Annotated in this window: 19 protein-coding genes; 7 read left to right on the top strand and 12 right to left on the bottom strand. The window is 64.1% G+C overall.

What is annotated here, in order from left to right; all coding sequences use genetic code 11:
- Positions 1-136: 136 nt before the first annotated feature.
- Complete coding sequence (rfbF, locus tag FHT98_RS16240; protein WP_091858438.1) at positions 137-904, bottom strand: glucose-1-phosphate cytidylyltransferase; 768 nt, start codon at positions 902-904, stop codon at positions 137-139.
- Between the two features lie 161 nt (positions 905-1,065).
- On the opposite strand from rfbF, the gene rfbG reads away from it, so the two are divergent.
- Together rfbG and FHT98_RS16230 are read left to right on the top strand one after the other, a co-directional pair.
- Positions 1,066-2,166, top strand: a complete 1,101-nt coding sequence (gene rfbG, locus FHT98_RS16235) for a CDP-glucose 4,6-dehydratase (RefSeq protein WP_210244384.1) — start codon at positions 1,066-1,068, stop codon at positions 2,164-2,166.
- A 63-nt stretch (positions 2,167-2,229) separates the two neighbouring features.
- Positions 2,230-3,705, top strand: coding sequence for a glycosyltransferase family 2 protein (locus FHT98_RS16230; protein WP_185745185.1), 1,476 nt, complete (start codon positions 2,230-2,232; stop codon positions 3,703-3,705).
- A gap of 6 nt (positions 3,706-3,711) precedes the next feature.
- Here the strand turns inward: FHT98_RS16230 and FHT98_RS16225 are convergent, their stop codons facing one another.
- Genes FHT98_RS16225 through rfbC form a run of 5 tightly spaced genes read right to left on the bottom strand, consistent with a single transcriptional unit; the run spans position 3,712 to position 8,140 of the window.
- The gene (locus FHT98_RS16225; RefSeq protein WP_091858448.1) at positions 3,712-4,494 is read right to left on the bottom strand and encodes a cephalosporin hydroxylase family protein; all 783 of its coding nucleotides are present in this window, start codon (positions 4,492-4,494) and stop codon (positions 3,712-3,714) included.
- Positions 4,491-5,234: a formyltransferase family protein gene (locus FHT98_RS16220; RefSeq protein WP_091858451.1), complete on the bottom strand. Its 744-nt coding sequence runs from the start codon at positions 5,232-5,234 to the stop codon at positions 4,491-4,493. The genes FHT98_RS16225 and FHT98_RS16220 overlap by 4 nt, the downstream gene beginning before the upstream one ends.
- A 7-nt stretch (positions 5,235-5,241) precedes the next feature.
- Positions 5,242-6,360, bottom strand: a complete 1,119-nt coding sequence (locus FHT98_RS16215; protein ID WP_091858454.1) for a DegT/DnrJ/EryC1/StrS family aminotransferase — start codon at positions 6,358-6,360, stop codon at positions 5,242-5,244.
- Positions 6,357-7,580, bottom strand: a complete 1,224-nt coding sequence (locus tag FHT98_RS16210; RefSeq protein ID WP_142114623.1) for a class I SAM-dependent methyltransferase — start codon at positions 7,578-7,580, stop codon at positions 6,357-6,359. The genes FHT98_RS16215 and FHT98_RS16210 overlap by 4 nt, the downstream gene beginning before the upstream one ends.
- A complete protein-coding gene (gene rfbC, locus FHT98_RS16205) occupies positions 7,577-8,140 on the bottom strand; it encodes a dTDP-4-dehydrorhamnose 3,5-epimerase (protein WP_142114622.1) in 564 nt (187 codons plus the stop codon). The genes FHT98_RS16210 and rfbC overlap by 4 nt, the downstream gene beginning before the upstream one ends.
- Here rfbC and FHT98_RS26490 point away from each other — a divergent pair.
- The 3 genes from FHT98_RS26490 to FHT98_RS16190 are packed head-to-tail and all read left to right on the top strand — an operon-like array spanning position 8,031 to position 11,706.
- Positions 8,031-9,320, top strand: a complete 1,290-nt coding sequence (locus tag FHT98_RS26490; protein ID WP_142114621.1) for an ABC transporter permease — start codon at positions 8,031-8,033, stop codon at positions 9,318-9,320. The two genes, rfbC and FHT98_RS26490, sit on opposite strands and share 110 nt — an antisense overlap.
- Before the next feature lie 20 nt (positions 9,321-9,340).
- A complete protein-coding gene (locus FHT98_RS16195) occupies positions 9,341-10,510 on the top strand; it encodes an ABC transporter ATP-binding protein (RefSeq protein WP_185745183.1) in 1,170 nt (389 codons plus the stop codon).
- Positions 10,507-11,706, top strand: coding sequence for an ABC transporter ATP-binding protein (locus tag FHT98_RS16190; RefSeq protein WP_142114619.1), 1,200 nt, complete (start codon positions 10,507-10,509; stop codon positions 11,704-11,706). Before FHT98_RS16195 ends, FHT98_RS16190 begins: the two co-directional genes overlap by 4 nt.
- Positions 11,707-11,736: 30 nt before the next feature.
- Here the strand turns inward: FHT98_RS16190 and FHT98_RS16185 are convergent, their stop codons facing one another.
- From FHT98_RS16185 to asnB (FHT98_RS16165), 5 genes are all read right to left on the bottom strand, one after another.
- Positions 11,737-12,801 carry an NAD-dependent epimerase/dehydratase family protein gene (locus FHT98_RS16185; RefSeq protein ID WP_142114618.1) on the bottom strand — a complete coding sequence of 355 codons (1,065 nt, stop codon included), beginning with the start codon at positions 12,799-12,801 and terminating at the stop codon, positions 11,737-11,739.
- Positions 12,802-12,850: 49 nt separating this feature from the next.
- Positions 12,851-13,795 carry an NAD-dependent epimerase/dehydratase family protein gene (locus FHT98_RS16180; RefSeq protein WP_210244383.1) on the bottom strand — a complete coding sequence of 315 codons (945 nt, stop codon included), beginning with the start codon at positions 13,793-13,795 and terminating at the stop codon, positions 12,851-12,853.
- Positions 13,796-13,800: 5 nt separating this feature from the next.
- The gene (locus FHT98_RS16175) at positions 13,801-14,760 is read right to left on the bottom strand and encodes an NAD-dependent epimerase/dehydratase family protein (RefSeq protein ID WP_091858473.1); all 960 of its coding nucleotides are present in this window, start codon (positions 14,758-14,760) and stop codon (positions 13,801-13,803) included.
- Between the two features lie 25 nt (positions 14,761-14,785).
- Positions 14,786-16,723, bottom strand: a complete 1,938-nt coding sequence (gene asnB / locus FHT98_RS16170; protein ID WP_113585213.1) for an asparagine synthase (glutamine-hydrolyzing) — start codon at positions 16,721-16,723, stop codon at positions 14,786-14,788.
- 136 nt (positions 16,724-16,859) lie between these two features.
- On the bottom strand, positions 16,860-18,758 hold the full coding sequence (gene asnB, locus FHT98_RS16165; protein ID WP_142114617.1) for an asparagine synthase (glutamine-hydrolyzing): 1,899 nt from the start codon (positions 18,756-18,758) through the stop codon (positions 16,860-16,862).
- Between the two features lie 239 nt (positions 18,759-18,997).
- On the opposite strand from asnB (FHT98_RS16165), the gene FHT98_RS16160 reads away from it, so the two are divergent.
- Positions 18,998-20,662: a GMC family oxidoreductase gene (locus FHT98_RS16160; protein WP_142114616.1), complete on the top strand. Its 1,665-nt coding sequence runs from the start codon at positions 18,998-19,000 to the stop codon at positions 20,660-20,662.
- Positions 20,663-20,721: 59 nt separating this feature from the next.
- The gene (locus FHT98_RS16155) at positions 20,722-21,249 is read left to right on the top strand and encodes a hypothetical protein (RefSeq protein ID WP_142114615.1); all 528 of its coding nucleotides are present in this window, start codon (positions 20,722-20,724) and stop codon (positions 21,247-21,249) included.
- 57 nt (positions 21,250-21,306) lie between these two features.
- Here the strand turns inward: FHT98_RS16155 and FHT98_RS16150 are convergent, their stop codons facing one another.
- Complete coding sequence (locus FHT98_RS16150) at positions 21,307-22,521, bottom strand: MFS transporter (RefSeq protein ID WP_185745182.1); 1,215 nt, start codon at positions 22,519-22,521, stop codon at positions 21,307-21,309.
- Between the last annotated feature and the right edge of the window lies 1 nt (position 22,522).

Genomic DNA, 22,522 nt, shown 5'->3' with positions numbered 1-22,522 from the left:
GGAGCGCGATCGAACGCCGCTCAGGAAACAAAAGACCTGCAGCGTCGGGCCGAAGACGGCGGTCCATCCGATGCTGCTCGATGGTCATGCCGAGCCGGTCAGGGCCGCAGTTGCGACCTGCTATGGCGGCCGAGTGTCAGGCCCAGACTTTCCATGGCGCTTCGCCGGAACTCCAAAGCCCCTCGAGGAAATTCTTGTCGCGCAACGTGTCCATCGCCGCCCAGAACCCATAATGGCGATAGACCGCCAGACGACCGCGTGCAGCCAGGGCTTCCAGCGGGCCGCGCTCCCATACCGTCTCGTCCCCGGAGATGAGATCGAACACGCTGGGCTCGCAAACGAAGAAGCCGCCGCTGATCCAGCGCCCGTCGCCGCGCGGCTTTTCGATGAAGGCCTTGACGCGGTCGCCTTCGAGATCCAGCTGGCCGAAACGGCCGGCGGGCTGGATCGCGGTCACGGTGCAATCGGTGCCCTGCTCCCGATGGAAGGCGACAAGCTTCCCGAGATCGACATCACTCACGCCGTCGCCATATGTCAGGCAGAAAGTGCCGTCGAGATGCTCACGCACACGCGCGATGCGGCCGCCTGTCTGCGTCGCCTCGCCGGTATCGATCAAGGTGGCGCGCCATGGCTCGGCATTGCGCTGATGCACCTCCATGGTGTTGGCCTTCATGTCGAAGGTGACGTCGGACATGTGCAGGAAGTAGTTCGCGAAATACTCCTTGATGACATAGCCCTTGTAGCCACAGCAGATCACGAATTCCGTGATCCCGTGCGCGCCATACAGCTTCATGATGTGCCAGATGATCGGCTTTCCGCCGATCTCGATCATGGGCTTGGGCCGCAGATAGGATTCTTCGCTGATGCGCGTGCCAAACCCGCCGGCCAGTATCACAGCTTTCATGGCTGTTCGCGCACTCCACGCTCCTCCGAGGCAAGTCGCTCTACCTTTTCCAGCACAAGGCCGCAAGGCGAGGGCTTTCGCATCGAAGGCGACATCTGGTATCACGCCGGGCATGAGCGGCAGGCGAGACCATAGGATGCGCCTGGCCCGCGGGAAACCACATGATCCGTCCTGAATTCTGGCGCGACAAGCGCGTCTTTCTTACCGGACATACCGGCTTCAAAGGCACATGGACGAGCTTGCTGCTCGCCAGGTTGGGAGCGCATGTGACGGGCTACAGCCTGTCTCCGGAAACCTCGCCGAGCCTGTTCGAACTGTCAGGCGGAGCAAACATCGTCGCGGCCCATATCGTCGCCGATATCCGCGACCAGGCCACACTGACCAGCGCCATGCGGCAGGCGAAGCCGGAGGTCGTCATCCATATGGCGGCGCAGTCGCTGGTTCGCCGCTCCTACCGCAATCCTACGGAGACCTTCGACGTCAACGTGATGGGGACCGCTCACGTCCTCGAAGCGATCCGTGCGACGCCCGAGGCACGAGCCGGTATCATCGTCACCACCGACAAGGTCTATGACCTTTCCGGCGACACAAGCCCGCGCAAGGAGACTGACCCTCTCGGGGGACATGATCCCTACAGCGCCAGCAAGGCAGCCGCCGAAATCCTGACCCAATCCTGGCGCCAGAGCTTCTTCGTCGGACAAGCGGATGCAAGTCCCGCCAATATCGCCACCGTCCGATCCGGCAACGTCATCGGCGGCGGCGACTGGTCGCAGGATCGGATCGTCACAGATCTTGTTGCGTCCTTGTCGGCGGGGCGCGAGGTTGAGTTGCGCTATCCGGACAGCGTCAGGCCCTGGCTCTACGTGCTGGATACATTGACCGGCTACCTCATGCTGGCCGAGCGGCTCCATGGCGGCACCCGCGCATTCGCCGAAGCCTGGAATTTCGGGCCGCTCGCCGGCGAGGAGATGCGCGTGCGTGACGTCGTCTCGCTGTTTGCCCAGGAATGGGGCGGCCGCGGTGGCTGGCGACAGGCGGCGGGCTCCCAACCCGCCGAGGCTCCTCTGCTGCGCCTCGATCCGGGCAAGGCCGTGGACCAGCTCGGCTGGCGGCCATCCCTCGGCCAGGCGGAAGCCATTCGCGAGACCGCAGCCTGGTATCGCGCCTTCCTGACGCAGCAGGCCGACGCCACCAACTTGTGCCGCGCGGGCGTCGAACGGCATTTGTCACGCATCGAACAGGCTAGCCCTGCGGCATTTTGAAAGTACATCGCTTTGTCGAGACATGAGCAACAGCCCTCTTCGGCCGTTCGGCCGCGGTTTTCCGTGCTGATTCCGACCCGGGATCGGCCAGCTTATGTCAGGAATGCCCTGGAAAGCGTCCTGAACCAGAGCTTCGGCGATTTCGAGGTCGTCGTCTGCGACAATTACAAGAACGCCTCCTGCAAGGCGGAGGTCGAGGCCTTCGCCGACGGGCGCATCCGCTACGTCACACCGCCCTCGCCCCTGGCCATGCACGAGAACTGGGAATTCGCCATCGATCAGGCCCGCGGCGATTTCGTGCTGGTCCTGATCGACAAGACGCTCCTGCGGCTGAACGCACTGGAGCGCCTGCAGGCTGCTACGCAGAGCCACCCGGCAGAGGTCTATTCCTGGACCTCGGACGCCTATTACCTGACGCACGAGCAGGAAGGCGATGTCGGACGGGGCTATCTGGTCCCCGTGCGCGGGGCAGGCGAGCCGTTCTATGTCGACTGCAAGCAGGAAATGGCCGCGCGTGTCTCGTTCCGCCAGCGGCTGGGCACCGAAGGACCGGCCTATGCCTATGGCAAGATCTGTTTCGGGGCCTATTCGCAAGCGCTGATCGCGCGCATCAAGCAGCGCTTCGGCAGGGTCTGCCCGCTGATATCGCCCGACTACACCTCAAAGACCGTGGCGCTGCTGTCGACTGACAGGCTGGTAGACCTCAACAACTCCTGCACTGTAAGCCTGAACACGAACATCTCCAACGGCATGCTGTTCTCGCAAAACACGACCCGTGCTCGACGTTTCCTGGCAGAAGGCGGCTTCTCGGCCGCAGATTTCGCCGATCTACCCATTCCCCATGTATTCTGCTCGGTACACAACATCTGCGCCTATGACTGGCGGATGATCGACCAGGCCATTCCCGGCCATGATTACAAATCCGAAAGCCTGGATCTCGCCGCCCTGTACGTCCAGACGCAGATGGACCTCGCGGCTATCCGAGATTGGGCTTCGGAAGAGGAAAGGCAGCTGATCACCGGCCATATGCAGGCATTCCTGCAAAATGCCCCGATGGAGTTGCGTGAGCGGATTTTCGCTTTCCGCACGCAGCTCGCGGACGAAGCGAACGGCAGGCGCGAAGAAGCCGTCGCAGATCGCGAAGCGGCGGCCAAGGCCTATGAAGACTGGATCAGGAATCGCGAAGACAATGTCGCCTCCCGCGAGAATGCCATGCTTGTTCGCGAGGAAGCCGTCAGCTCGCGTGAAGCCGCTCTTCAGCACACCGCGACATGGTTCGCGCCGGCCGTGTGGCTCTACCGGCAACTGAGGCATATCCGGGACGCGGCCAGGGGACTTCCGCAAAGCGCCGCGCACGACCAGGCCACGCTTGCGGCGTCAACAACGCCGGCTGCCGGGACCGGAGAGCCTGAAGTAGCTCCAGGTCCGGTGATCAATGGATATCCTGCTTTCGGATCGACCCTCGCCGCCCTGCGTTATGCCGAGAGCGAATTCTATCGCTACCCCATTCCGCAACCGGCGCCCGCTGGCGGCTTCTGACAGCCGTCAGCCGATCCGCTTGAGGAAGCCATCCGGCGCAACCGTGATCAGCAGCTTGTTCTCGACCGCCTTATCGATGGCGAACCGGTTGTTGCTTGCGAGGAATTCGCGCACGGCAGTCTTGGCGTTGTTCCCCCGGCTCCATGGCCTGTCGGCGAACATATCCTCAGGCAGGTCCTCGATGACCGTGTCGAAAACAACGCAATAGCTGCCGACGCTGACCATCGGCGCGTAGGCTTCCAGCTCCGCGAGGACATGCTCGTGGGTGTGATTGCTGTCGAGGCTGACGAGAACGGTTCGCGCATCGCCGACCAGCGCCCGCACCTGCTCGACGATGCCGGAATCCACGGATGAGCCCTGCAACATCGTGATGCGCTGCGCCAACGGGTGCGCTTCGATCGCCTCCCGGTTGTGCTGGCGGATATCGATGTCCACGCCGATGACTTTGCGCTTCGGCGCCGCTGGATCCAGCTTTTCGCCAGCCTGCGCGGCCTCAAACAGATCGAGCATCGCGAGCAGCGAGGCGGAAAGGATGAGCGACCCTCCATGCGCAATACCGGTTTCCACGATGACGTCGGGCTTCACCGTCCAGATCAGCTCCTGGAAGGCGACGATATCCTGTGGGTACTGGATGATCGGGCGACCAAGCCAGGAGAAATGATATGAGTACTTCGCGGCGTTCGCAGCCGTGAACCAATCACGCGTTAAAGCCTTGAGCCGGGCATCTTCACCCTGCGCGGCGACTTCACGCTCACATTCTTCAAGAAAGCGCTGATGCGGGTCGGTCATCTTACTTCCTTTATCGAGACCATGATCTCATAGGTCCGGCCGCCATCCGCGAAACGGCAGCCTGGCTTGCCTGGGAATGTCCGAGCGCGCAGGCGATTGAGCAGGTCTCGGGGTGTTGTGGGGGTGTCCAGCGCGATCCAGGAGGCCGGATCGAGCTCGCTGGCACGGTGAAATGACCCCTTCGTCAGGTCCTGCGGCACCGGGGTTATCTGGCCAGCCCGGAGGCGAGGGTAGGTATCCTTCACCAAGCGGCTCATCGCCACGCCGGCGCGCAGATACAGTGTCTCGCCCGTATCTTCCCAATCATAGGCGAGCTCCGACTGAGCAATGACCGGGCCGGCATCAACCCCTTCTTCGACCTTATGGAGCGTGACGCCGAAAGGAGCCTGCTCGACGATAGCCCAAAAATTGTAATGCTTGCCGCGGTTATGCGGCAGCAGGCTGGGATGGGTATTGACGAAGCCCAGTCTCGGCAGAGCGATCAAGGGCGCCTTGATGATATGCGGCCACCACAACAGCAGACCGAGATCGAAGGAAAGCCCGCGCTGCTCCACGAGAGCAGCGAGCTGAGCGCTGCCTTCAAACGGAACACTGGGCAGGTTTGCGGCGCGCGCAGCAGCGCTGATGGTATTCTCGCCGGTCGTTACGATCAGCCCGATATCGGCGCGATGATGCGCGATCAGCCAATCAGTGCACTCCGCTCCAACGGCACCATCCGCCAGGATCAACACGCGCGTCATGGCACGGTCATCGTGCCGCCGGGCGCGCAAGCCGGCGCAGCACGGCGCTGACACGCCCAAGATCCTCCTCGGTCATGTCGTGATAGCTTGGCAAGTTGATGGCCCGCTCGGGAATATCGTAAGCGAGTTTGTTCGCCGCCACCGGCGAAAACATGGGGAGCGAGGAAAGCGGGTGAAAGAACACCCGGGCGTCGATATCCGCCTCCTTGAAAGCCGCCTGCATCGCCTCACGGGTAACACCGCTTTCGCGATCGAACACGACGGTCGGCATCCAGGCGCCGTTCTGCGTGCCGGGCGGCTCCGGGTTCATGGATAGGGACTGCAAATCGGCAAGCGCGGCCTTGTAACTCGCCAGAATCGCACGCTTGCGGGCGATGAGTTCGTCGATCCGCTCGATCTGAGCCAATCCGATGGCAGCCTGAATGTTCGATATCTTGTATTTGAAGCCGACCATATCGGGCCAGAATTGCTTTGGCTGGCCACGCGCACGGCCGTGGTTCGACAAGGTCAGCACCTGCTCGTATAGCGCGCTGTCATTCGTAACGAAGGCACCACCCTCGCCAGTCGTCATCGTCTTGGTGCCATGGAAGGAAAACGCGCCGAACGCCCCGATGCTTCCGGCGGACTGCCCGTGATAGACCGAGCCAAGCGCCTCTGCCGCATCCTCGATCAGGTGGAGACGATGTTTGTCCGCTAGTTCCTGCAGCGGCTTCATATCACACAGGTTGCCGTAGATGTGCACGGCGAGAATCGCCTTGGTGCGCGGGGTGATGGCGGCAGCGACCTTTTCCGGTGACAGGCACCAGCTTTCCCGGTCGATGTCGACGAACACCGGCGTCGCGCCGAGATGCACGATCGGAGCCGCGCTGGCGACCCAGTTCGTATCAGCGAGGATAACCTCATCCCCCGGCCCGATGCCGAGCGCCGCCATGCCCATATGCAGCGCACCGGTGCAGCTCGATGTGGCAATGGCATGCTTGACGCCGAGATGCGCGGCAAAGGCGGCTTCGAACCGGTAGATGTAATCATAGCAATGCTCGCCCCAGCCGTTCCGGGCGGCGTCGGTGGCATAGTCCACCTCGCGCGACGTAATCGAAGGCTTCGTATAGGCGATGCGCGCGCTCATATGACACTCAGTCCCGGCACGGCCGTGACGAACCTTGTCCCGTGCGCAGCCAAGGGGGCGAGCTGCGCGCGAACCTCGTCGGCGATGTTCCAAGGCAGGATGAGCACATAATCCGGCCGGCGATCGGCCAGCGCCTGCGGCGGCAAAACGGGAATGTGGCTACCTGGCATGAAGCGCCCCTGCTTGGCGGGCGCAGCATCACATATGAAAGGCAGAAGATCGCGCTTCACGCCCGCGAAATTCAGGAGGGTATTGCCCTTGGCGGCGGCTCCATAGCCTGCGACGGACATTCCTTCACGCCTGGCCGCGAGCAGGAACGCCAGCAAGTCGTCCTTCACCTGCTCGGCGCGCCGCTGGAAACCGTCATATGGCCCGGTCTCACGCAGGCCGCGCTTCTCTTCTTCGGCCAGCACCGCTGCCACCGCCGGCCGTTCCGCATGGCCGGCTCGAGCACGGCAGCCGTAGATTCTGAGGCTGCCGCCATGGGTCGGCAACTCCTCGACATCGAACACACGCAACCCCGCGCTTTCGAAGATGCGCTTCGCCACCGACAACGAGAGATAGGAAAAGTGCTCATGATAGGTCGTGTCGAACTGGCAGTGTTCGATCAACCGCATCAGGTGCGGAAACTCCAGGGTGATTACGCCCTCCGGCTTCACCAGAGCAGCAAGTCCGCGGGTAAAATCGTTGATGTCCGGTACGTGCGCGTAAACATTGTTGCCGATGACGAGATCGGCGCCGCGCCCTTCGGCCGCGAGGCGTTTTCCCATGGCTTCGCCGAAGAACTCGCGCAGGACGGGGATACCGAGTTCCTCGGCCGCGTTGGCCGTGCCGGCTGTAGGCTCGATGCCGAGGCAGGGAATCCCGCTCTCGACGAAATTGCGCAGGAGGTAACCGTCATTGCTGGCGACCTCGACGACGAAGCTCGCCGGCGTCAGAGCGAGGCGCTCCGTGATCATCGCACAATAGCGCGCCGCATGATCGAGCCAACTCCTCGAGGTCGACGAGAAATAGGCGTAGTCAGCCTTGAACATCTCGTCGGCAGCGGCATGGTCCTGGGTCTGCACCAGACGGCAGTCGTCACAGACGAAGAGGCGCAACGGATAGGTCATTTCCGCGCGGTCGAGATCGCCTTCGCTCAGATAGGCATTCGACAGAGGCGCATGCCCCAGGTCGAGAAAGACGCGCGACAAAGGTGTCTGGCAGTGACGACAGTTCATGGGCGTAAAGGCTTCAAAGCCGACAGGTTGGGAAGCGAGGCATCACGCGCCGAAAGCCCGGTCACACCCAGCGGCCAGGAAATGCCCAGCGCGGGATCGAGGGCGTTGAGGCCAGCCTGTCGGAGCGGGTCGAACATCGTATCATGCAGATATAGAAGCTCGGTATCGGGTTCAAGCGCTTGAAACCCGTGGGCAAAGCCTGCGGGAACGTAGACCATGCTCCTGTTGGCGGCCGTCAATTCCAGCCCGATCCACCGCCCGAAATGAGTCGAGTCTGCCCGAATATCCACGATGACGTCGAAGATCGCACCGCGGATGCAGCGGACGATCTTGGCTTCGATCGAGGGCGCGCTCTGATAATGCAGGCCACGCAGGGTGCCCGCCTGCCTGTTGTAGGAGATGTTGGCCTGGACCCAGTGCGTCGGCAGCCCCTGCGCGGCGAATTCCTCCATGCAGAATGCCCGGGCGAAGAAGCCGCGGTCATCCTCCAGCCTCTCCAGCTCGATTCGGCATGCATCGGCCAGGCCGGCTGCCGAAAAACCAAGCGGAGAGAAGATCATCGCACGCTCACATCACCATTGCGGGATACCGCCGCGCCAGCACATCAAACATCCGAGGCTGGCAACCGCCGCGATAGCACCCCATCCGATATCCAACAACCTCGCCAGGAACAGCCGCGACGGTTGCCGCGCCGAGCGCACCGCGATAAGAGCACGCAGCCGAGGTCCATCGGCAATCGCAACCGAGTGTCGCGGTGAACAATCCGGCTTCACCGTCACGTTGCGCAGACAGGCTTCCTCACATGAGCAGCTCGTCTCGCAGCCGCCGACGCTGCCCGTACCGCCAGGGGACGCGTATCAAAGATGGTGCTCAAGGCTCCTGATATCCAGGCGTGTGCCCCGCGGGCAAGGCGTTGATGACATGAAACATGCTCTGAGCAAGGTGCGGCACGCACTGACGACCTATAGCGCGGTCGATCTGCGGAATTTCCTGAACTTCGTCGCGTTGAGCATGAAAGACAGGTATCTCGGCTCCCGGCTTGGTCTGGCCTGGGCGATCGTCAGCCCGCTGCTGATGCTCTCAATCTTCACCTTCGTGTTCGGCTTCGTGTTCAAGTCGAAATTGCCGGGATCCGACACAAGCCTCAGCTACGTCATCTGGCTGATCGCCGGATACGGACCCTGGCTTTTCACCGCCGAGGGGTTGAGCTCGTCCACGGGCGCCTTCGTGAAGCACTCGGCCCTGATCCGCAATATCAGCTTCCGCCAGGAACTCCTGGTGTTCGCGGAAGCGCTGACCGGCATCGTTCCGTTGCTCGTCGCCGTGTCGTTCCTGGCTGTCCTGCTGGTGGCCGACGGCCGCACGCCGAGCCTGTCATGGAGCATCATCCCGCTCATCCTGCTGGCACAATACATCCTCGTCTGCGGTCTCGGCCTCATTCTCGGCTCGATCAACGTGTTCGCTCGCGACGTCATGTTCGCGCTGCCGAACATCCTGCTGGTCGTCCTGTTCGCTTCACCGATCTTCTATCCGATCACGGCCTTTCCGCAGTCCGTGCAGCGCATCACGGCCTACAACCCGATCTATGTGATCCTGGAATCCTATCGGGCACCGATCCTCAACGCCGAGTTCCCTTCGCTATGGACCATCGGCTATTCGTTCGCGTGCGCGATCGGCGTCTTCCTCATCGGCATGATGTTCTTCCTGCGGCTCCGCCCCTATTTCGATTCGCGGCTGTGAAGCCGCGCGGGAACGACAGCATGTCCAACAGCGCCTCCGGACAACGGCCCGCCATCGAGGCGCAGCGCGTCTCGAAAGATTTCTTCCTGCTGGAGAACGCGAGCGTCTGGGATCTGCTGTCGGGCCGCCATGAGCTGCCGGCGCATCGTGCCCTTCACGACGTCACGCTTTCGGTGCCTCACGGTGAGATCGTGGGCGTTCTGGGCAATAACGGCGCCGGCAAGAGCACGCTGCTGCGCACGCTCGGCGGAATCTACGCGCCCTCGGCCGGCCTGGTGACATTGCACGGCGACGTCTCGGCGATCTTCGAGCTCGGCGTGGCGAGCAACGAATTCCTGTCCGGGCGGGAATACGCCCTGCGGACCTTCGAACAGATGTCCGGACCGGCAGACGACCGGCAGGTCTATCTGGCCGAGGTGGAGGAGTTCGCCGAACTTGGCGAGCACTTCGACAAGCCCGTGAAAACCTATTCCGCCGGCATGAAGGCCCGATTGTTCTTCGCCGTCGCCACGAGCTTTCGGAAAAGCATCTTCCTCATCGACGAAGTCCTGTCGGTTGGCGATTCCTATTTCCGGGCCCGATGCTGGCAGCGTATGCGGGATTTCAAGCGCCGCGGCGTTTCGGGCATCCTTGCGACCCATGATTGGTCGAGCGTGCTCAAATTGTGCGAACGGTGTTACGTTCTCGATCACGGCAAGGTCGCGCTGAGTGGCGACAGTTACCCGGTCGTACGGCAATATCTCGGCCTGAAACAGGATTTCGAGCGCGCCGACGTCTGGCTGACGGACGCGTTGCCGACCAGCTATCGCGGCCGGCCGTTCGAGGAGCTGCAGCTCAGCTTTCCCCTGCACGCCGATGACAAGACCATCGTCAGCATCCTCGTCAGCCTCGAACTGACCGATCGCACCGTCGGCTGGGAGAACGTCATGCTGCTCGACCCCCAGGAGGCGGTCCTCGAAAAGGGGAACAATACGGTGAGCGTGCGGATTCCTCATCTGCCGTTGGTCCCGGGCAGCTACATGCTCCATATCGGCGTGCTCCGCCGCACTCCCGGGACGGGAGAGGTGGTCACACTGGACGCACGCACCTGGTACCATGGCAATTCCCTCTCCCTCGTCATCGAAGGGGACGAGACGCCCGGGGTTGCGAGCCTGAATCTGGTGGGGCGTATCAGAAGGCGCTCGCCATGAAGCCTCATATCCGCATCCAGGGCCTCAGCAAGGCGTATCCGGAATCGATCACCGAGGCCGACGAGGTGATCCGCCACTATCTCGCCGACGACACGGCCCGGCAGGCCGCCGGCGTGTCCTTCGCGCTACGGGACATCTCGTTCGAAGTTGCGGACGGAGAGCGGATCGGCCTGATCGGCGCCAACGGCGCAGGCAAGACGACGCTGATGCGAATCCTGACCGGGCTCGCCATGCCTTCGACCGGCCGGGTCGAGGTCGAGGGCAAGCTGCAAGCCATCCTGACCATCGGTGCAAGCCTGCGCGAGGACATGACCGGCCGCGAGAACCTGTTGCTCGCGGCCCGGCTCGCCGGCCATCCGGAGGAGCGGCTGCCGGCGGTCACCGAAGACATGATCGACTTCGCCGGTCTCGATCACTTCATCGACTGGCCAGTGCGAACCTACTCCTCCGGCATGAAGGCGCGGCTCAGCTTCGCCGGCGCCATTTTCATCGACCCCGAAATCCTGCTCATCGACGAGGCCCTCTCGGTCGGGGACCGGACCTTTGCCGACAAGGCGACGGCGGCCGTCCGCAAACTCTGCGAAGCCGGGCGGATCGTGATGATCGTCTCGCATTCGGTCGAGACCATCACGGCCATGTGCGACCGCTGCATCTGGCTGGACAATGGCCGGCTGGTCATGGACGGCCCGGCCAAGGAGGTCGGGGAAGCCTATGAGCAGGCCATGCGCCTCAAATTCGAACGCGCCATGATCAGCTCTTCGCAAAGCCGCAATGCGACGCTCGACCCACGCATCGTCGCCATGAGCGACCTGGCCATCGACATGAAGCAGGCACCGGCGACCGACGCCATGCCGATGCCGAGCCCGATGCTGACGCTTTCCTGCGATCTCACACTGGCCGCATCAGTCGCATCGCTCGATGTCGAGTTGCGGGTGGAGCGGCTCGACGGCCTCCTGATCGCGCGCAACCGAACGACCCTGCCCGGCCCCCACGAGCCCGGGGAGATCACGATCGAAATCGATGCACCGGAATTCTTCCTCGCATCGGGTTTCTATATGATCGGGCTGGGCATCTCCGCGGACGGGGCGCTCCTCGCGCAGCTCGGCGGGCAGATCCAGATTCAGTCGGAAATCGTCTACAAGCACGGAACACCGACCTTGGCCTGGCCGATGTTCCTTTCCACGTCACCAGGTTAAGGCGAGCCTGGTTTCAGGAGCACCGCGGCTTCACACCGCGTACTTGCGCACGTCGGGCACGAAATGCGCATGGCTCATCATGCAGCGCATGATCGTCGGCTTGTTCGCTTTCGTCCATTCGACCGTGCGACGGACGCCCTCCTCATGCGGCACCTCAGCGACGAAGCCGAGCTTTTCGCGGGCCTTGTCGGTCGAGGCGAAGCGCTGGCCCGAGCGGTCCCAGTCGCGCGCCGGCGTCAGGGCGATCGGGGTCGCATTGCCGGTCGCGGCATTGATCCGCTCGGCGAGCTCGCGGATCGATATCTCGGCGCCCGAACCAAGGTTGTAGATCTCGCCGGGCTCGCCCTTCAGGCCGCAGGCCATCAGGCCGCGCGCCATGTCCTCGACGAAGATGAAGTCGCGGGTGGCAATGCCGCCGTTCTCGACGGGCAGGGCCTCGCCGTGCAGCGACTTCCAGATGAAGGTCGGCGTCACGTTGCGCCAGACCGTCGCCGGCGTGCCGCGCCAGCGGCCGGCACCCAGGATCTCGCCGGGGCCGTAGACGTTCTGGAACCGTGCCTTGACGAAAGGCAGGCCGTGCCGGGTGAAATAATAGTTCCCGTACATCTCGCCGATCAGCTTCGAGATCGAGTACGGGCTGTCGTGGAAGAGCGAGACCTGAGCGTCCTCGGTGGTCGCGGTCGCGCCATCGAAGGTCTTGGCGGCAACCGCGCAGCCGGCCGCCGAATAGACCACCTTCTTCAGCGACTTGATGTCCTTCAGCCGCTCGAACAGCTTCAGCGTGGTCAGCGTATTGTTCTCGTGATCCATCAGCGGATCGTGGATCGAGGACTGGTTCCCGTGGAAGCAGGCGAGGTGATAGGCGTAGTCGAGATCGTCGTCGAGCTCGGCCAGGATGCGATCGCTGGTGATCGGGCCGGAAACCAGCTTCACCGCCGGATCGTCGGGAACATTGACCGGATCGGCCGAGAGGAAATTGTCGACGATCGTCAGCTTGCGCGGCTTTTCGCGCAGGATCTGCCTGACGAGGTTGGAGCCGACGAAGCCGGCGCCGCCGACCACCAGCACGTTCTTGCCAGCAAAGCTTTCGGTCATGGGATTATCCGTGCGGAAGAGGGGAAAGCGCGAGGCTGCCGATCGCCGATCAGGCCTTGGCCGGCGGTGCCTTGAGATGGCTGTAGATCGCGGTCACGCCATGGACGTCGTACCAGGCCAGCATGCGCCGGATGGTCTGCTCGAAGGAGTAGCGCGGCCGCCAGCCGAAGGTTTCGATCGTCTTCGAGGGATCGAGCACGACCGCGGGCACGTCGTCCGCCCCGGGCTCCACCTCCGGCACCGGCTCACCGAGCGTGATTCCGAGATGGTCGACGACGATGTCGAAGATCTCCTTGATCGTGTGGCCGGTCCCGGTCGAGACGTTGAACACGCCGCTCGGCGCGCCCTCGGCCATGACCGCGTCCATCACCGAGAAGAAATCGTCCATGTCGATGAAGTCGCGCACGGTCCTGGAGCAGAAGCAGCCCTTGCCGGCCTTCAGCCGGGTGTAGAAGGTCGGGATCGGGCCGATCGCCAGGCGCGGGCCGGTCACATTGGCGAGCCTGAGCGAGACGAAAGGCAGGCCGGAGACGGCGAGGTAGTTCTCGCCAGCCTGTTTCGAGATGCCGTAGCTGGTGAATGGACGGGCCGGCGCATCGGCCGGGATCGGCAGTGCCTCGGGCCGGCCATAGCCGAGCGCCGTGTGGAAGTTCACGAAGCGCTTGACGCCCACTGCCTTCGCCGCCTCGACGACATGGATCGTGCCCTCGACATTGGTGCGCGTATCCTCAAGCCAGTCGTCCGGGTCCTTGTAGGCCGCGGCCGAATGGATGACGTGGCTCGGCCTGAATTCGGCGAACAGGTTGTCGACCAGGGCGCGGTCCTGGACCTTGCCCTCGACGACGGTCAGCCCCGGGTGCGCCTCCGGCAGCGAGCCGCGCTGGCCCGTGGCGAAATTGTCGAGCACCAGCACCTGGTGCCCGGCCTCGAGATAGCGTTCGGTCAGGTTCGAGCCGAGGCAGCCGGCGCCGCCGGTGAGCAGGATGCGCATCATCAGCCTCAGCCCTTGGCCGGGGTCTTGATGTCGGCGCGGGCTTCCTTCAGGTGGGTGTAGCCGCCGACCACGCCTTCCTTCTCCCAGCGCTCGACCGAGAGCCGCGCGATCTCGTCGAGCGGCGTGAACTCGATATCGCCGAAATCGGCGAAGGTGCGGGAGGGGTCGAGCAGGATCGAGGCCGCGTCGTCCGGGCCGAGCGGCTTCATCTCGGGCTCCGGATAGTCGTTGAGCTTCATCGCCTTGACCACGGCGTCATAGAGCTCCTTGATCGCGACATCCTTGCCGGACGAGAAGTGATAGGTGCCGTTGCCCTTGCCGTTGGCGGCCTGGACGACGACCTTGGCGAGATCGCCGGCATAGCAGAAGTCGCGGCGGGCCGGCGTGACGAAGCACTTCTTCCCTTCGGCCAGGCGGCCGTAGAAGATCGGCAGCGGGCCGGAGACGTTCCGCGGGCCGATGACGTTGGCGAGGCGGAAGGTCACCCAGTCGATGCCGGAGAACTGCACATAGTGCTCGCCGGCCGTCTTCGAGATCGCATAGCTCGAATTCACCGGATCGATCGGATGGTCGAGCGTGATCGGCTGCTGCAGCGGCTTGGTGCCGTAGCACAAAGCGGTCTGGAAATAGATCAGGCGCCCGACCTTGTGCAGCTTGCAGGCCTTGGCGATGTTGGCGCCGCCGACCGCGTTGACCAGCGCGTCGGTCTCCCAGTCCTCCGGGTCCTTGTAGGAGGCGGCGGTGTGCACGACGACGTCGGGCTTGAAGTCGGAAAAGAGCTGGTCGACCAGCTTCCAGTCGGTGATCGAGCCTTCGACCTGGGTCAGGCTGTCCTGGTCGAGCAGGTTGTCGCGCCGGCCGGTCGAGAAATTCTCGAGCGACATCACGGTATCGCCCCGCGCCAGGAACATGTCCGCTGCCGTCGAGCCGACCTGGCCGGAGCCGCCCGTAATGAAGACCTTCATCGTCTGTTTCCTGTGAATGCTGGAGTTACTGGGCCGCGACCTGGGCAGGCTCGACCTCGTCGAGCATGCGCCGGTACGACGCGGCACGGTCGTGGAATACCTGTTGCCAGAGCTCGAGGCTGAGCAGCCCCCAGGTCTTGCGCGAGAAGCGTTCGGCCTTGTCGAAATTGGCCAGGATCGCGTCGGAATTGAAGAACTCGCGATGGCGGTTCTTCTGCGTTGCGAAGATATCGGCGACCATGTCCTTGAGCTCGCCCGAGAACCATTCCTTCAGCGGCACCGGGAAGCCCATCTTGTCGCGCCGCTGCGCCAGCTCCGAAGGCAGATCGCCGGAGAAGGTCGACTTGATGAAATGCTTCATCTGGCCGCCCTTGAACTTGATGTCGGCGGGAATCGTCGCGGCGAACTCGACGACGGAATGGTCGAGCAGCGGCACGCGTGATTCCAGCCCGTGCGCCATCGACATCCGATCCTCGACCTGCAGCAGGGCGGGCAGCAGGCATTTGAAATCGAAATGCGTCATCGAGTCGAAATAGGCTTCCTTCTTCACGTTCCGCTCGGAATTGAAGATGGCCTGGAACCGCGCGAAGACGCCGGCACGATCGAGCGCCGACCAGTCGACCTCGTTCTCCATGTCGACGGAGCGATCGATGAGGCGGAAATAGCGCTCGTCCAGCGGACCGAACAGCCCCTTGGAGAAAAGCTGGCGGATCAGCGGCTTGTATTCCTGCAGCACCGTCAGGTGTGGAATGATCGATTCCGGGGTCACGACGAAATTGCCGTTGCGCTGCGTGCCGTCGATCGACGCCTTGAGGGCCTGCTCGAGATAGGCGATCAGATAGCGCGCATAGCCGCCGAAGATCTCGTCGCCGCCCTGGCCGCCGAGAACCACCTTGACGTGGCGGGCCGCCAGCTCCGAGACCATGTATTGCGGAAACGAGCCGGGTCCGCCGACCGGCGTGTCGAGATGGTAGAGCACCTTCTCGATATTGTTGCGGAAGTCGCTCGCCGTGATGTCGATCTGGTGCAGGTCGATGCCGCCGTCCCGGCAGGCCGCCTCGGCATAGGCGCTTTCGTCGTAGCCCTCGAACTCGGTGAACTTGCCGTGGAAGCCGATGCGGCCCGAGGCCTCCTCGCGCCCGGCGAGGATGCCGATCAGGCTGGAATCGATGCCGCCCGAGATATAGGCGCCGACGGGCACGTCCGAACGCAGGTGGACCTTGATCGAATCGGCTAGGCGGGTCCGCATCTCCTCGCCGAACCAGCGCGGCGTATGGTCCCAGTCGATGTCGTAATGGACATCCCAGTAGCGGAAGACCTTGACCTCACCGTTCTCCACCGTCAGCGCGTGCCCGGGCAGCAGCGTATGGATGTTCTTGAACAGCGTGTTCTCGCCGATCGTGTACTGGAAGGTCATGTACTCGGCCAGCGCGTCCGGGTCGGTCGCGATCTCCGGCAGGACCGGCAGCAGGGCCTTCATCTCCGAGGCGAAATAGAGCACGCCGTCGACGACGGCATAGTAGAACGGCTTGATGCCGAAGCGGTCGCGCGCGGCGAAGAAGCGCTCTCCGTCCCACAGGCCGAAGGCGAACATCCCGCGCAGATGACTGAGGCAGTCGATGCCCCATTTGGCATAGGCAGCCAGCACGGTCTCGGTGTCGGAGGACGAGCGGAAATCCCAGCCGCCCTTCAGCTCGGCCATCAGCTCGACGTAGTTGTAGATCTCACCGTTGAAGGTGATGACGGCGCCATTGTCTCCAACCATCGGCTGATGGCCCGCGGCCGACAGGTCGATAATGGCGAGGCGCCGGTGCGCGAGACCGCAGACATCGCGCGGCGCAACCCAGACGCCCTGCCCGTCCGGGCCGCGATGCGCGATCAGCTGGTTCATCGCCGCGAGCGCGCTTGCGACCTTCGCGATCGGCTGGCGTGTCAGGGAGACCGCGCCTGCAATTCCACACATGGCAAACTTTCCAACGTCCAGCCTCCGGCAAACGCCCGAGACCATTTGAACGGACCGCCCGGATCCTTGAAGCAGGAGCGGTGTTTAACAGCCCGGCATGACCTTGTCATGCGGGGCGGAAACCGGGGCTCGATGCCTAGAGCGTCACGCCGACACGCTCGCCCCACATCCCGAGATTGACGATCCGCCACAGCGTGAAATCAAGGGGGCGCCTGCCGTCGAGCATCTCCTTGGCCAGGGAACGCACTCCATCGGCATTCATCAGCCCCGGATAGCGCGCCAGCGTCTTCTCGATACCGTCCTCCACCTGCCCCCGCAGCGGCCCGCGGAACCAGATCTGCTCCGGCGTCGCGAAGCCGAGCTTGTCGCGCCGTTCGCGCACGCTTTCCGGCAGGACATGGGCCATGCCACGCCGCAGGACGCGCTTAGTGTCGCCGCCGACGATCTTGTGGTCATTCCCGAGCGCGAGGTCGAACTCGACGAGCGGATGGTCGAGGAAGGGCACGCGCGCCTCGATGGAATGGGCCATCGAGTTGCGGTCCTCCCAATGCAGCAGCATGGCGAGATTGGAGCCATAGGTCATCGTCATGCACAGCGTGCGAAGGTCAGCCACCGGTGGAAGGCCGAGTTCGTCGCTGGCCAGTTCGAGGGCCGTGCGGGGATTTCCCTTTTCACGCAGGATGTCCGTCCCCAGCCAGTCATGCTGGGTGAGGGCGCGGTGCTGGCGCCGCAACAAGCCACCGAGACCGCGGGGCAGCAACGGCACGAGATGATGCTTGATCTGATCAGCGATCGAGGTGCCGTGATAGCGGTTGCGTTCGAGGATCGTGGTCAGCAGCTGACCGAAGCGTCGGCGCCGGGTCAGATCGGCCATGTAGTAGGAAAAGCCGCCATGGTAGCCGGCGAGCTGCTCGTCGGCCCCCTGTCCGTCGAGCATCACCTTGACGCCGACCCGCCTCGCCTCCTCGAAGACGCACCATTGTGCGAAGATCGAGGTCGAGCCGAAGGGCTCGTCCTGGTGCCAGGTGATGTCCGAGGCGCGCTGGAAGACGTCCTCCGCCTTCGGGAAAATATAATGCGGTTCGGTGTGCGCGTGCGCGACGACCGCATCCATGAACGGCTTCTCGTCGACGCTTTTCTCGGCGTAGCAGGCGGAGACGGTGTTGACCTTCGCTCCGCCGCTTCCAGAGCCCATCATCTGCGCCATCAAGCCGACGATGGAGGATGAATCGAGGCCTCCCGAGAGGCACGAACCAACAGGAACATCCGAGCGCAGATGCAGGCGGACCGATTCGGTCAGAAGCTCGCGGAAGCGGCCCGCGGCCTCGTCCTCGGTCAAGGAGATATCGCCGGCAGTGGCCGGATACCAGCGACGTGGCAGCGCCTGCAGGGCAACGTCGCGGCTTGCATCGATCATGACGCATTCGCCGCCGCGCAGCTGGAAGACGCCCTCGAACATGGTTTCAGAGGTGTGGTCGGAAATGCCCGAGGCAAGGAAGTCGTGCACGCGCGCGACGTTCATGCGGCCCGACACTCCGGGAAGACCGAGCAACTGCTTGATCTCAGAGCCGAAAGCCACGCCGCGCGGATTCGTCACGATATAGAGCGGCTTGATGCCGTAGCGGTCCCGGGCGGCAAAGAGCTTCTTGTCGCGATCGTCCCAGATCAGGAAGGCGAACATGCCGCGCAGCCGCGGCAACATATCTTCGCCCCAGAGCATATAGGCGCGAAGCAGCACCTCGGAATCCGATTCCGAGACGAAGACCTCACCCTTGGCCCGCATCTCCTCGCGCAGCTCGATATAGTTGTAAATCTCGCCGTTGAAGACGAGCTGATATCGGCCCGAGGCATCACCCATCGGCTGCAGGCCGGCATCCGAAACATCGATGATGGCGAGCCTGCGGTGGCCGAGCGCCACCGGGCCTTTCGGACTGGCATAGACCTCCCAGCCGCGACCATCGGGACCGCGATGCGCGACAATATCGATCCGTTGCGGGTCGGGCTCGAAGCCGATCGACCCAAAAATGCCGCACATCCCGTAGCCTCATCAAAGCGGATCGGCCCCGCCAAACGTACGGCCGGAGCGCCCCGCGTGGCTTATAGTGATCAGAATTCCATCGGTCGAGAGCGCGACAATGTACGCTCGGACGACCGCCGCGCCTAAAAAGGCACGAGCCGGTTTGGAACTTCGTCGCATTGCGGCCAATCGATCCCGCGCCTATGCCACAGTACCAGTTCGGACGGATCGCTATCCGCCATTTGACGGGAACCGCCATGCCCGACCCCGCCTCCTCCGACCGCCGCCTGATCGGCAGCTTCGACTATGTCGTGATCGGGGCGGGTTCTGCCGGCTGCGTCGTCGCCAACCGGCTGGCGGCCGATCCGGAGACCAAGACCCTGGTGCTCGAAGCCGGCGGCCTGGACGACTGGATCTGGTTCCACATCCCGGTCGGCTATCTCTTCGCGATCGGCAATCCCCGCGCCGACTGGCTGTTCCAGACCGAGCCGCAGGCCGGTCTCGGCGGGCGGGCGCTGGCCTATCCGCGCGGCAAGGTGGTCGGCGGCTCCTCCGCGATCAACGCCATGGTCTATATGCGTGGCCAGGCCGCCGATTACGACGGCTGGCGCCAGCGCGGCCTTTCCGGCTGGGGCTGGGACGACGTGCTGCCCTATTTCCTTGCGCATGAGGACCATATCGCGCCGCCGCCCGGCGGGCTGCACAAGGCCGGCGGGGAATGGCGCGTCGAGCATCCGCGCGTGCGCTGGGCGATCCTCGATGCGATCCGCGATGCGGCGGAAGCCGCCGGCATCGCCAAGATCCCGGATTTCAACACCGGCGACAATGAAGGCTCCTCCTACTTCCAGGTGAACCAGCGGCGCGGACGGCGGCTCAGCGCCTATCGCGCCTTCCTGAAGCCGCTGCTCGAGCAGAAGGAGCGCCATAACCTCCGACTCGAGACCCGCGTCCATGTCGAGCGCATCGTCTTCGAGGATGGCAGGGCCAAGGCGGTCGAATTCACCCATGGGCTGGGCACGCCGAGCGAGGAAAAACTCCGGGTCGAGGTCAATGGCGAGGTCGTGCTCTCAGCCGGCGCCGTCGCCTCCCCGCTCCTGCTCGAACGCTCCGGCATCGGCGGCGGCGCGCGATTGCAGAACCTCGGCATCGAGACGCTGGTCGATGCACCCAGCGTCGGCGAGAACCTGCAGGACCATCTCCAGATCCGGCCGGTCTACAAGGTCCAGGGCGTCAAGACGCTGAACAGCGACTATGCCAGGCTCTGGCGCCGGCCGCTGATGGCACTGGAATGGGCGGCTTTGCGCACTGGCCCGCTCACCATGGCCCCGTCGCAGGTCGGCGCCTTCGCGAAATCTTCGCAGCAATACGCGACGGCGAACCTGCAATATCATTTCCAGCCGCTCTCGCTCGACAGCTGGGGTTCGGGACTCCACCCGTTCGACGCCTTCACGGCCAGCGTCTGCAATCTCAGGCCGACCAGCCGCGGCAGCGTGCATCTGCGCTCGGCCGATCCACGCGATGCTCCGGTGATCTCGCCGAACTATTTCGACACCGAGGAGGATCGACAGGTCGCGGTCGACGCGATGAAGCTGACGCGCCGCATCGTGGCGCAGACGCCGCTCGCCCGCTTCCGGCCCGAGGAATACATGCCGGGCGAAGCGGTCCAGTCGGACGACGCCTTGCTCGACGCCGCCGCCAAGCTGGGGACAACGATCTTCCATCCGGTCGGCACGGCGCGGATGGGCAGCAACGATGATCCGGGCGCAGTTCTCGACGAGCGGCTGCGCGTGCGCGGTGTTTCGGGCCTGCGCGTCATCGACGCCTCGGTGATGCCGGCGATCACATCCGGTAACACCGCCAATCCGACGATGATGATCGCCGAGAAGGGCGTAGCGATGCTCAAGGAAGACGCACGCCGGTAGGGGTTGTCGCGCCGGGCGGCATGGAATTGCCGCAAATCCCGGCCTATGAATCGGTTGCGATGACCGAAGATCTTCCGCCCCCATCAGCACCGGAGCGTGGCCCGCTTACACGTGGCTTGCTCGCGGTCCTGCGCGCCGTCATCACCGTCTTCGTCGTCCTCGACGAGCTCCTGCGGCCGCTCTACCGGCCGCTGCTGCGCCGGCTCGCGGAATTGCGCGTCATGCGCCGGCTCGAGGAGAGCGTCGCCGCCCTGCCGCCGCCGCTCGTCCTGCTGGCGCTGGCGGTCCCCTTCGCTATTGCCGAGCCGCTGAAGCTCTTCGGCCTCGTGCTGTTTGCGCGCGGGCAGTTCTGGCCCGGGCTGGTGGTCACCGCCTTCGCGCATCTGATGAGCTTCGTCTTCGTCGAGCGCATCTATCACGCCGGCCGCGAGAAACTGCTGCGCTATCGCTGGTTCGCCTGGATCATGGGACAGGTGGTGCGCGTGCGCGACAGCGTGCTTGCCCGGGTCAGGGCTACGGCTGCCTATGGCCTGGCGATGCGGACACGCGATGCCGTGCGCCACTGGTGGCGCACGATGCTGGCCTAAGTCTTTTTTGCCGCATTTTCTTCACGCGAACCGGTGTCCACTTCGCTCGAAAATGCTCTAGCGGCTGCGCGCCAGCAGGAAAAGCGCGCCGGCGGCAAGCGCCGAGAAGGCGATCAGCAGCAGTGTCGAGAGCATGACGCCGCCGCGCTCCAGCGAGACGGCGAAGACGAGCGGCGCCGCCGCCTTGATGACGAGGCCCGGCGCCGAGAGCTTGCCCATGGTTGCGCCAAAGCCAACCGGGCCGAAGAGCTGGAGCGGGACGGTGCCGCGCACGATCGAGCTCAGCCCCATGCTGATGCCGAAGGCGATGGCGAAGAGCCCGGCGACGACCGGAAGCGAACCGCCGACAAGGAGCAGAGCGAGACCGAGCGGCATCAGACAGCCTGAGACCCAGGCCGTCGTGACTGGCGAGACGGCGCGGCCGAACAGCATCTCGACAAGGCGACCTGCGACCTGCGACGGCCCGAGCATCGCGCCGATGCCGACCGCGACGGCCGCGCTGAGCCCGAAGCCCTGGAGCAGCGCGAGCATATGCACCGCCATAGCCGAGACGACGAAGCCCTGGAGCGAGAAGGCCAGCGCCAGCAGCAGGAAGGCGCGGCGGCGCGCATCGCCATGGAGATAAGCCAGCTCCGGCTCCTGCGGGGCCGGCGTAGCCGCATCCATGGCCTGCGCGACGACCGGCCGCTTCACCCGCCCGGGCAGGAAAAACAGGTGCAGGGGCAGGCAAACCAGGAACTGCGAGAGGCCGTAGAGCCGGTAGACGCCGCGCCAGTCGAACATCCCGAGCAGGCTCGAGGTCAGCGGCCAGAACAGGGTCGAGGCGAAGCCGCCGATCAGGGTGAGCTGGCTGATGGCGCGGCGCGCCTGGCTGCCGCGCGCCTGCGTCAGCGCAGCGAAGGCAGCGTCGTAGAACACAGCGGTGGTCACCGCCTGCAGGGCAACCATCGCAAGCGTATAGCTGACGATGCCGCGCGCCTCGGCCAAGGCGAAGAGCGAGAGGCCAGCCAGCGCGGAGCCGATCGTCATCACCAGCCGCGTACCGTAGCGGTCGATCAGGCCGCCAGTGACGGGGGCGACGGCGCCGCCCAGCAAAAGGCCGATCGCGAAGCCGCCGAAGGTCCATTCCGGCGCCCAGCCGAAATCGGCGGTCATGCGCGGCGCCAGCACGGTGAAGGCATAGAACAGCGTACCGTAGCCGAAGACCTGCGTCACGCCGAGCGCGGGGATCAGCGAAGGGCCGCCCGGCCGGAGGAATCTGGGCGAAGCCATC

The sequence above is a fragment of the Allobosea sp. AK1 genome (genome assembly GCF_006714945.1).
GTDB classification, from domain to species: Bacteria; Pseudomonadota; Alphaproteobacteria; order Rhizobiales; family Beijerinckiaceae; genus Allobosea; species Allobosea robiniae.
This window is presented reverse-complemented; position numbering and strand designations above follow the sequence as displayed.

What these genes read in the sequence shown, in the direction of transcription:
- asnB (WP_142114617.1), bottom strand. Translation starts at nt 18,758, where the DNA reads ATGTGCGGCATTTTTGGGTCGATCGGCTTCGAGCCCGACCCGCAACGG.
- FHT98_RS16155 (WP_142114615.1), top strand. Translation starts at nt 20,722, where the DNA reads ATGACCGAAGATCTTCCGCCCCCATCAGCACCGGAGCGTGGCCCGCTT.
- FHT98_RS16210 (WP_142114623.1), bottom strand. Translation starts at nt 7,580, where the DNA reads ATGAACTGTCGTCACTGCCAGACACCTTTGTCGCGCGTCTTTCTCGAC.
- FHT98_RS16160 (WP_142114616.1), top strand. Translation starts at nt 18,998, where the DNA reads ATGCCCGACCCCGCCTCCTCCGACCGCCGCCTGATCGGCAGCTTCGAC.
- asnB (WP_113585213.1), bottom strand. Translation starts at nt 16,723, where the DNA reads ATGTGTGGAATTGCAGGCGCGGTCTCCCTGACACGCCAGCCGATCGCG.
- FHT98_RS16195 (WP_185745183.1), top strand. Translation starts at nt 9,341, where the DNA reads ATGTCCAACAGCGCCTCCGGACAACGGCCCGCCATCGAGGCGCAGCGC.
- rfbG (WP_210244384.1), top strand. Translation starts at nt 1,066, where the DNA reads ATGATCCGTCCTGAATTCTGGCGCGACAAGCGCGTCTTTCTTACCGGA.
- rfbF (WP_091858438.1), bottom strand. Translation starts at nt 904, where the DNA reads ATGAAAGCTGTGATACTGGCCGGCGGGTTTGGCACGCGCATCAGCGAA.
- FHT98_RS16215 (WP_091858454.1), bottom strand. Translation starts at nt 6,360, where the DNA reads ATGAGCGCGCGCATCGCCTATACGAAGCCTTCGATTACGTCGCGCGAG.
- FHT98_RS16180 (WP_210244383.1), bottom strand. Translation starts at nt 13,795, where the DNA reads ATGATGCGCATCCTGCTCACCGGCGGCGCCGGCTGCCTCGGCTCGAAC.
- FHT98_RS16190 (WP_142114619.1), top strand. Translation starts at nt 10,507, where the DNA reads ATGAAGCCTCATATCCGCATCCAGGGCCTCAGCAAGGCGTATCCGGAA.
- FHT98_RS26490 (WP_142114621.1), top strand. Translation starts at nt 8,031, where the DNA reads ATGCAGAATGCCCGGGCGAAGAAGCCGCGGTCATCCTCCAGCCTCTCC.
- FHT98_RS16150 (WP_185745182.1), bottom strand. Translation starts at nt 22,521, where the DNA reads ATGGCTTCGCCCAGATTCCTCCGGCCGGGCGGCCCTTCGCTGATCCCC.
- FHT98_RS16225 (WP_091858448.1), bottom strand. Translation starts at nt 4,494, where the DNA reads ATGACCGACCCGCATCAGCGCTTTCTTGAAGAATGTGAGCGTGAAGTC.
- rfbC (WP_142114622.1), bottom strand. Translation starts at nt 8,140, where the DNA reads ATGATCTTCTCTCCGCTTGGTTTTTCGGCAGCCGGCCTGGCCGATGCA.
- FHT98_RS16185 (WP_142114618.1), bottom strand. Translation starts at nt 12,801, where the DNA reads ATGACCGAAAGCTTTGCTGGCAAGAACGTGCTGGTGGTCGGCGGCGCC.
- FHT98_RS16220 (WP_091858451.1), bottom strand. Translation starts at nt 5,234, where the DNA reads ATGACGCGCGTGTTGATCCTGGCGGATGGTGCCGTTGGAGCGGAGTGC.
- FHT98_RS16175 (WP_091858473.1), bottom strand. Translation starts at nt 14,760, where the DNA reads ATGAAGGTCTTCATTACGGGCGGCTCCGGCCAGGTCGGCTCGACGGCA.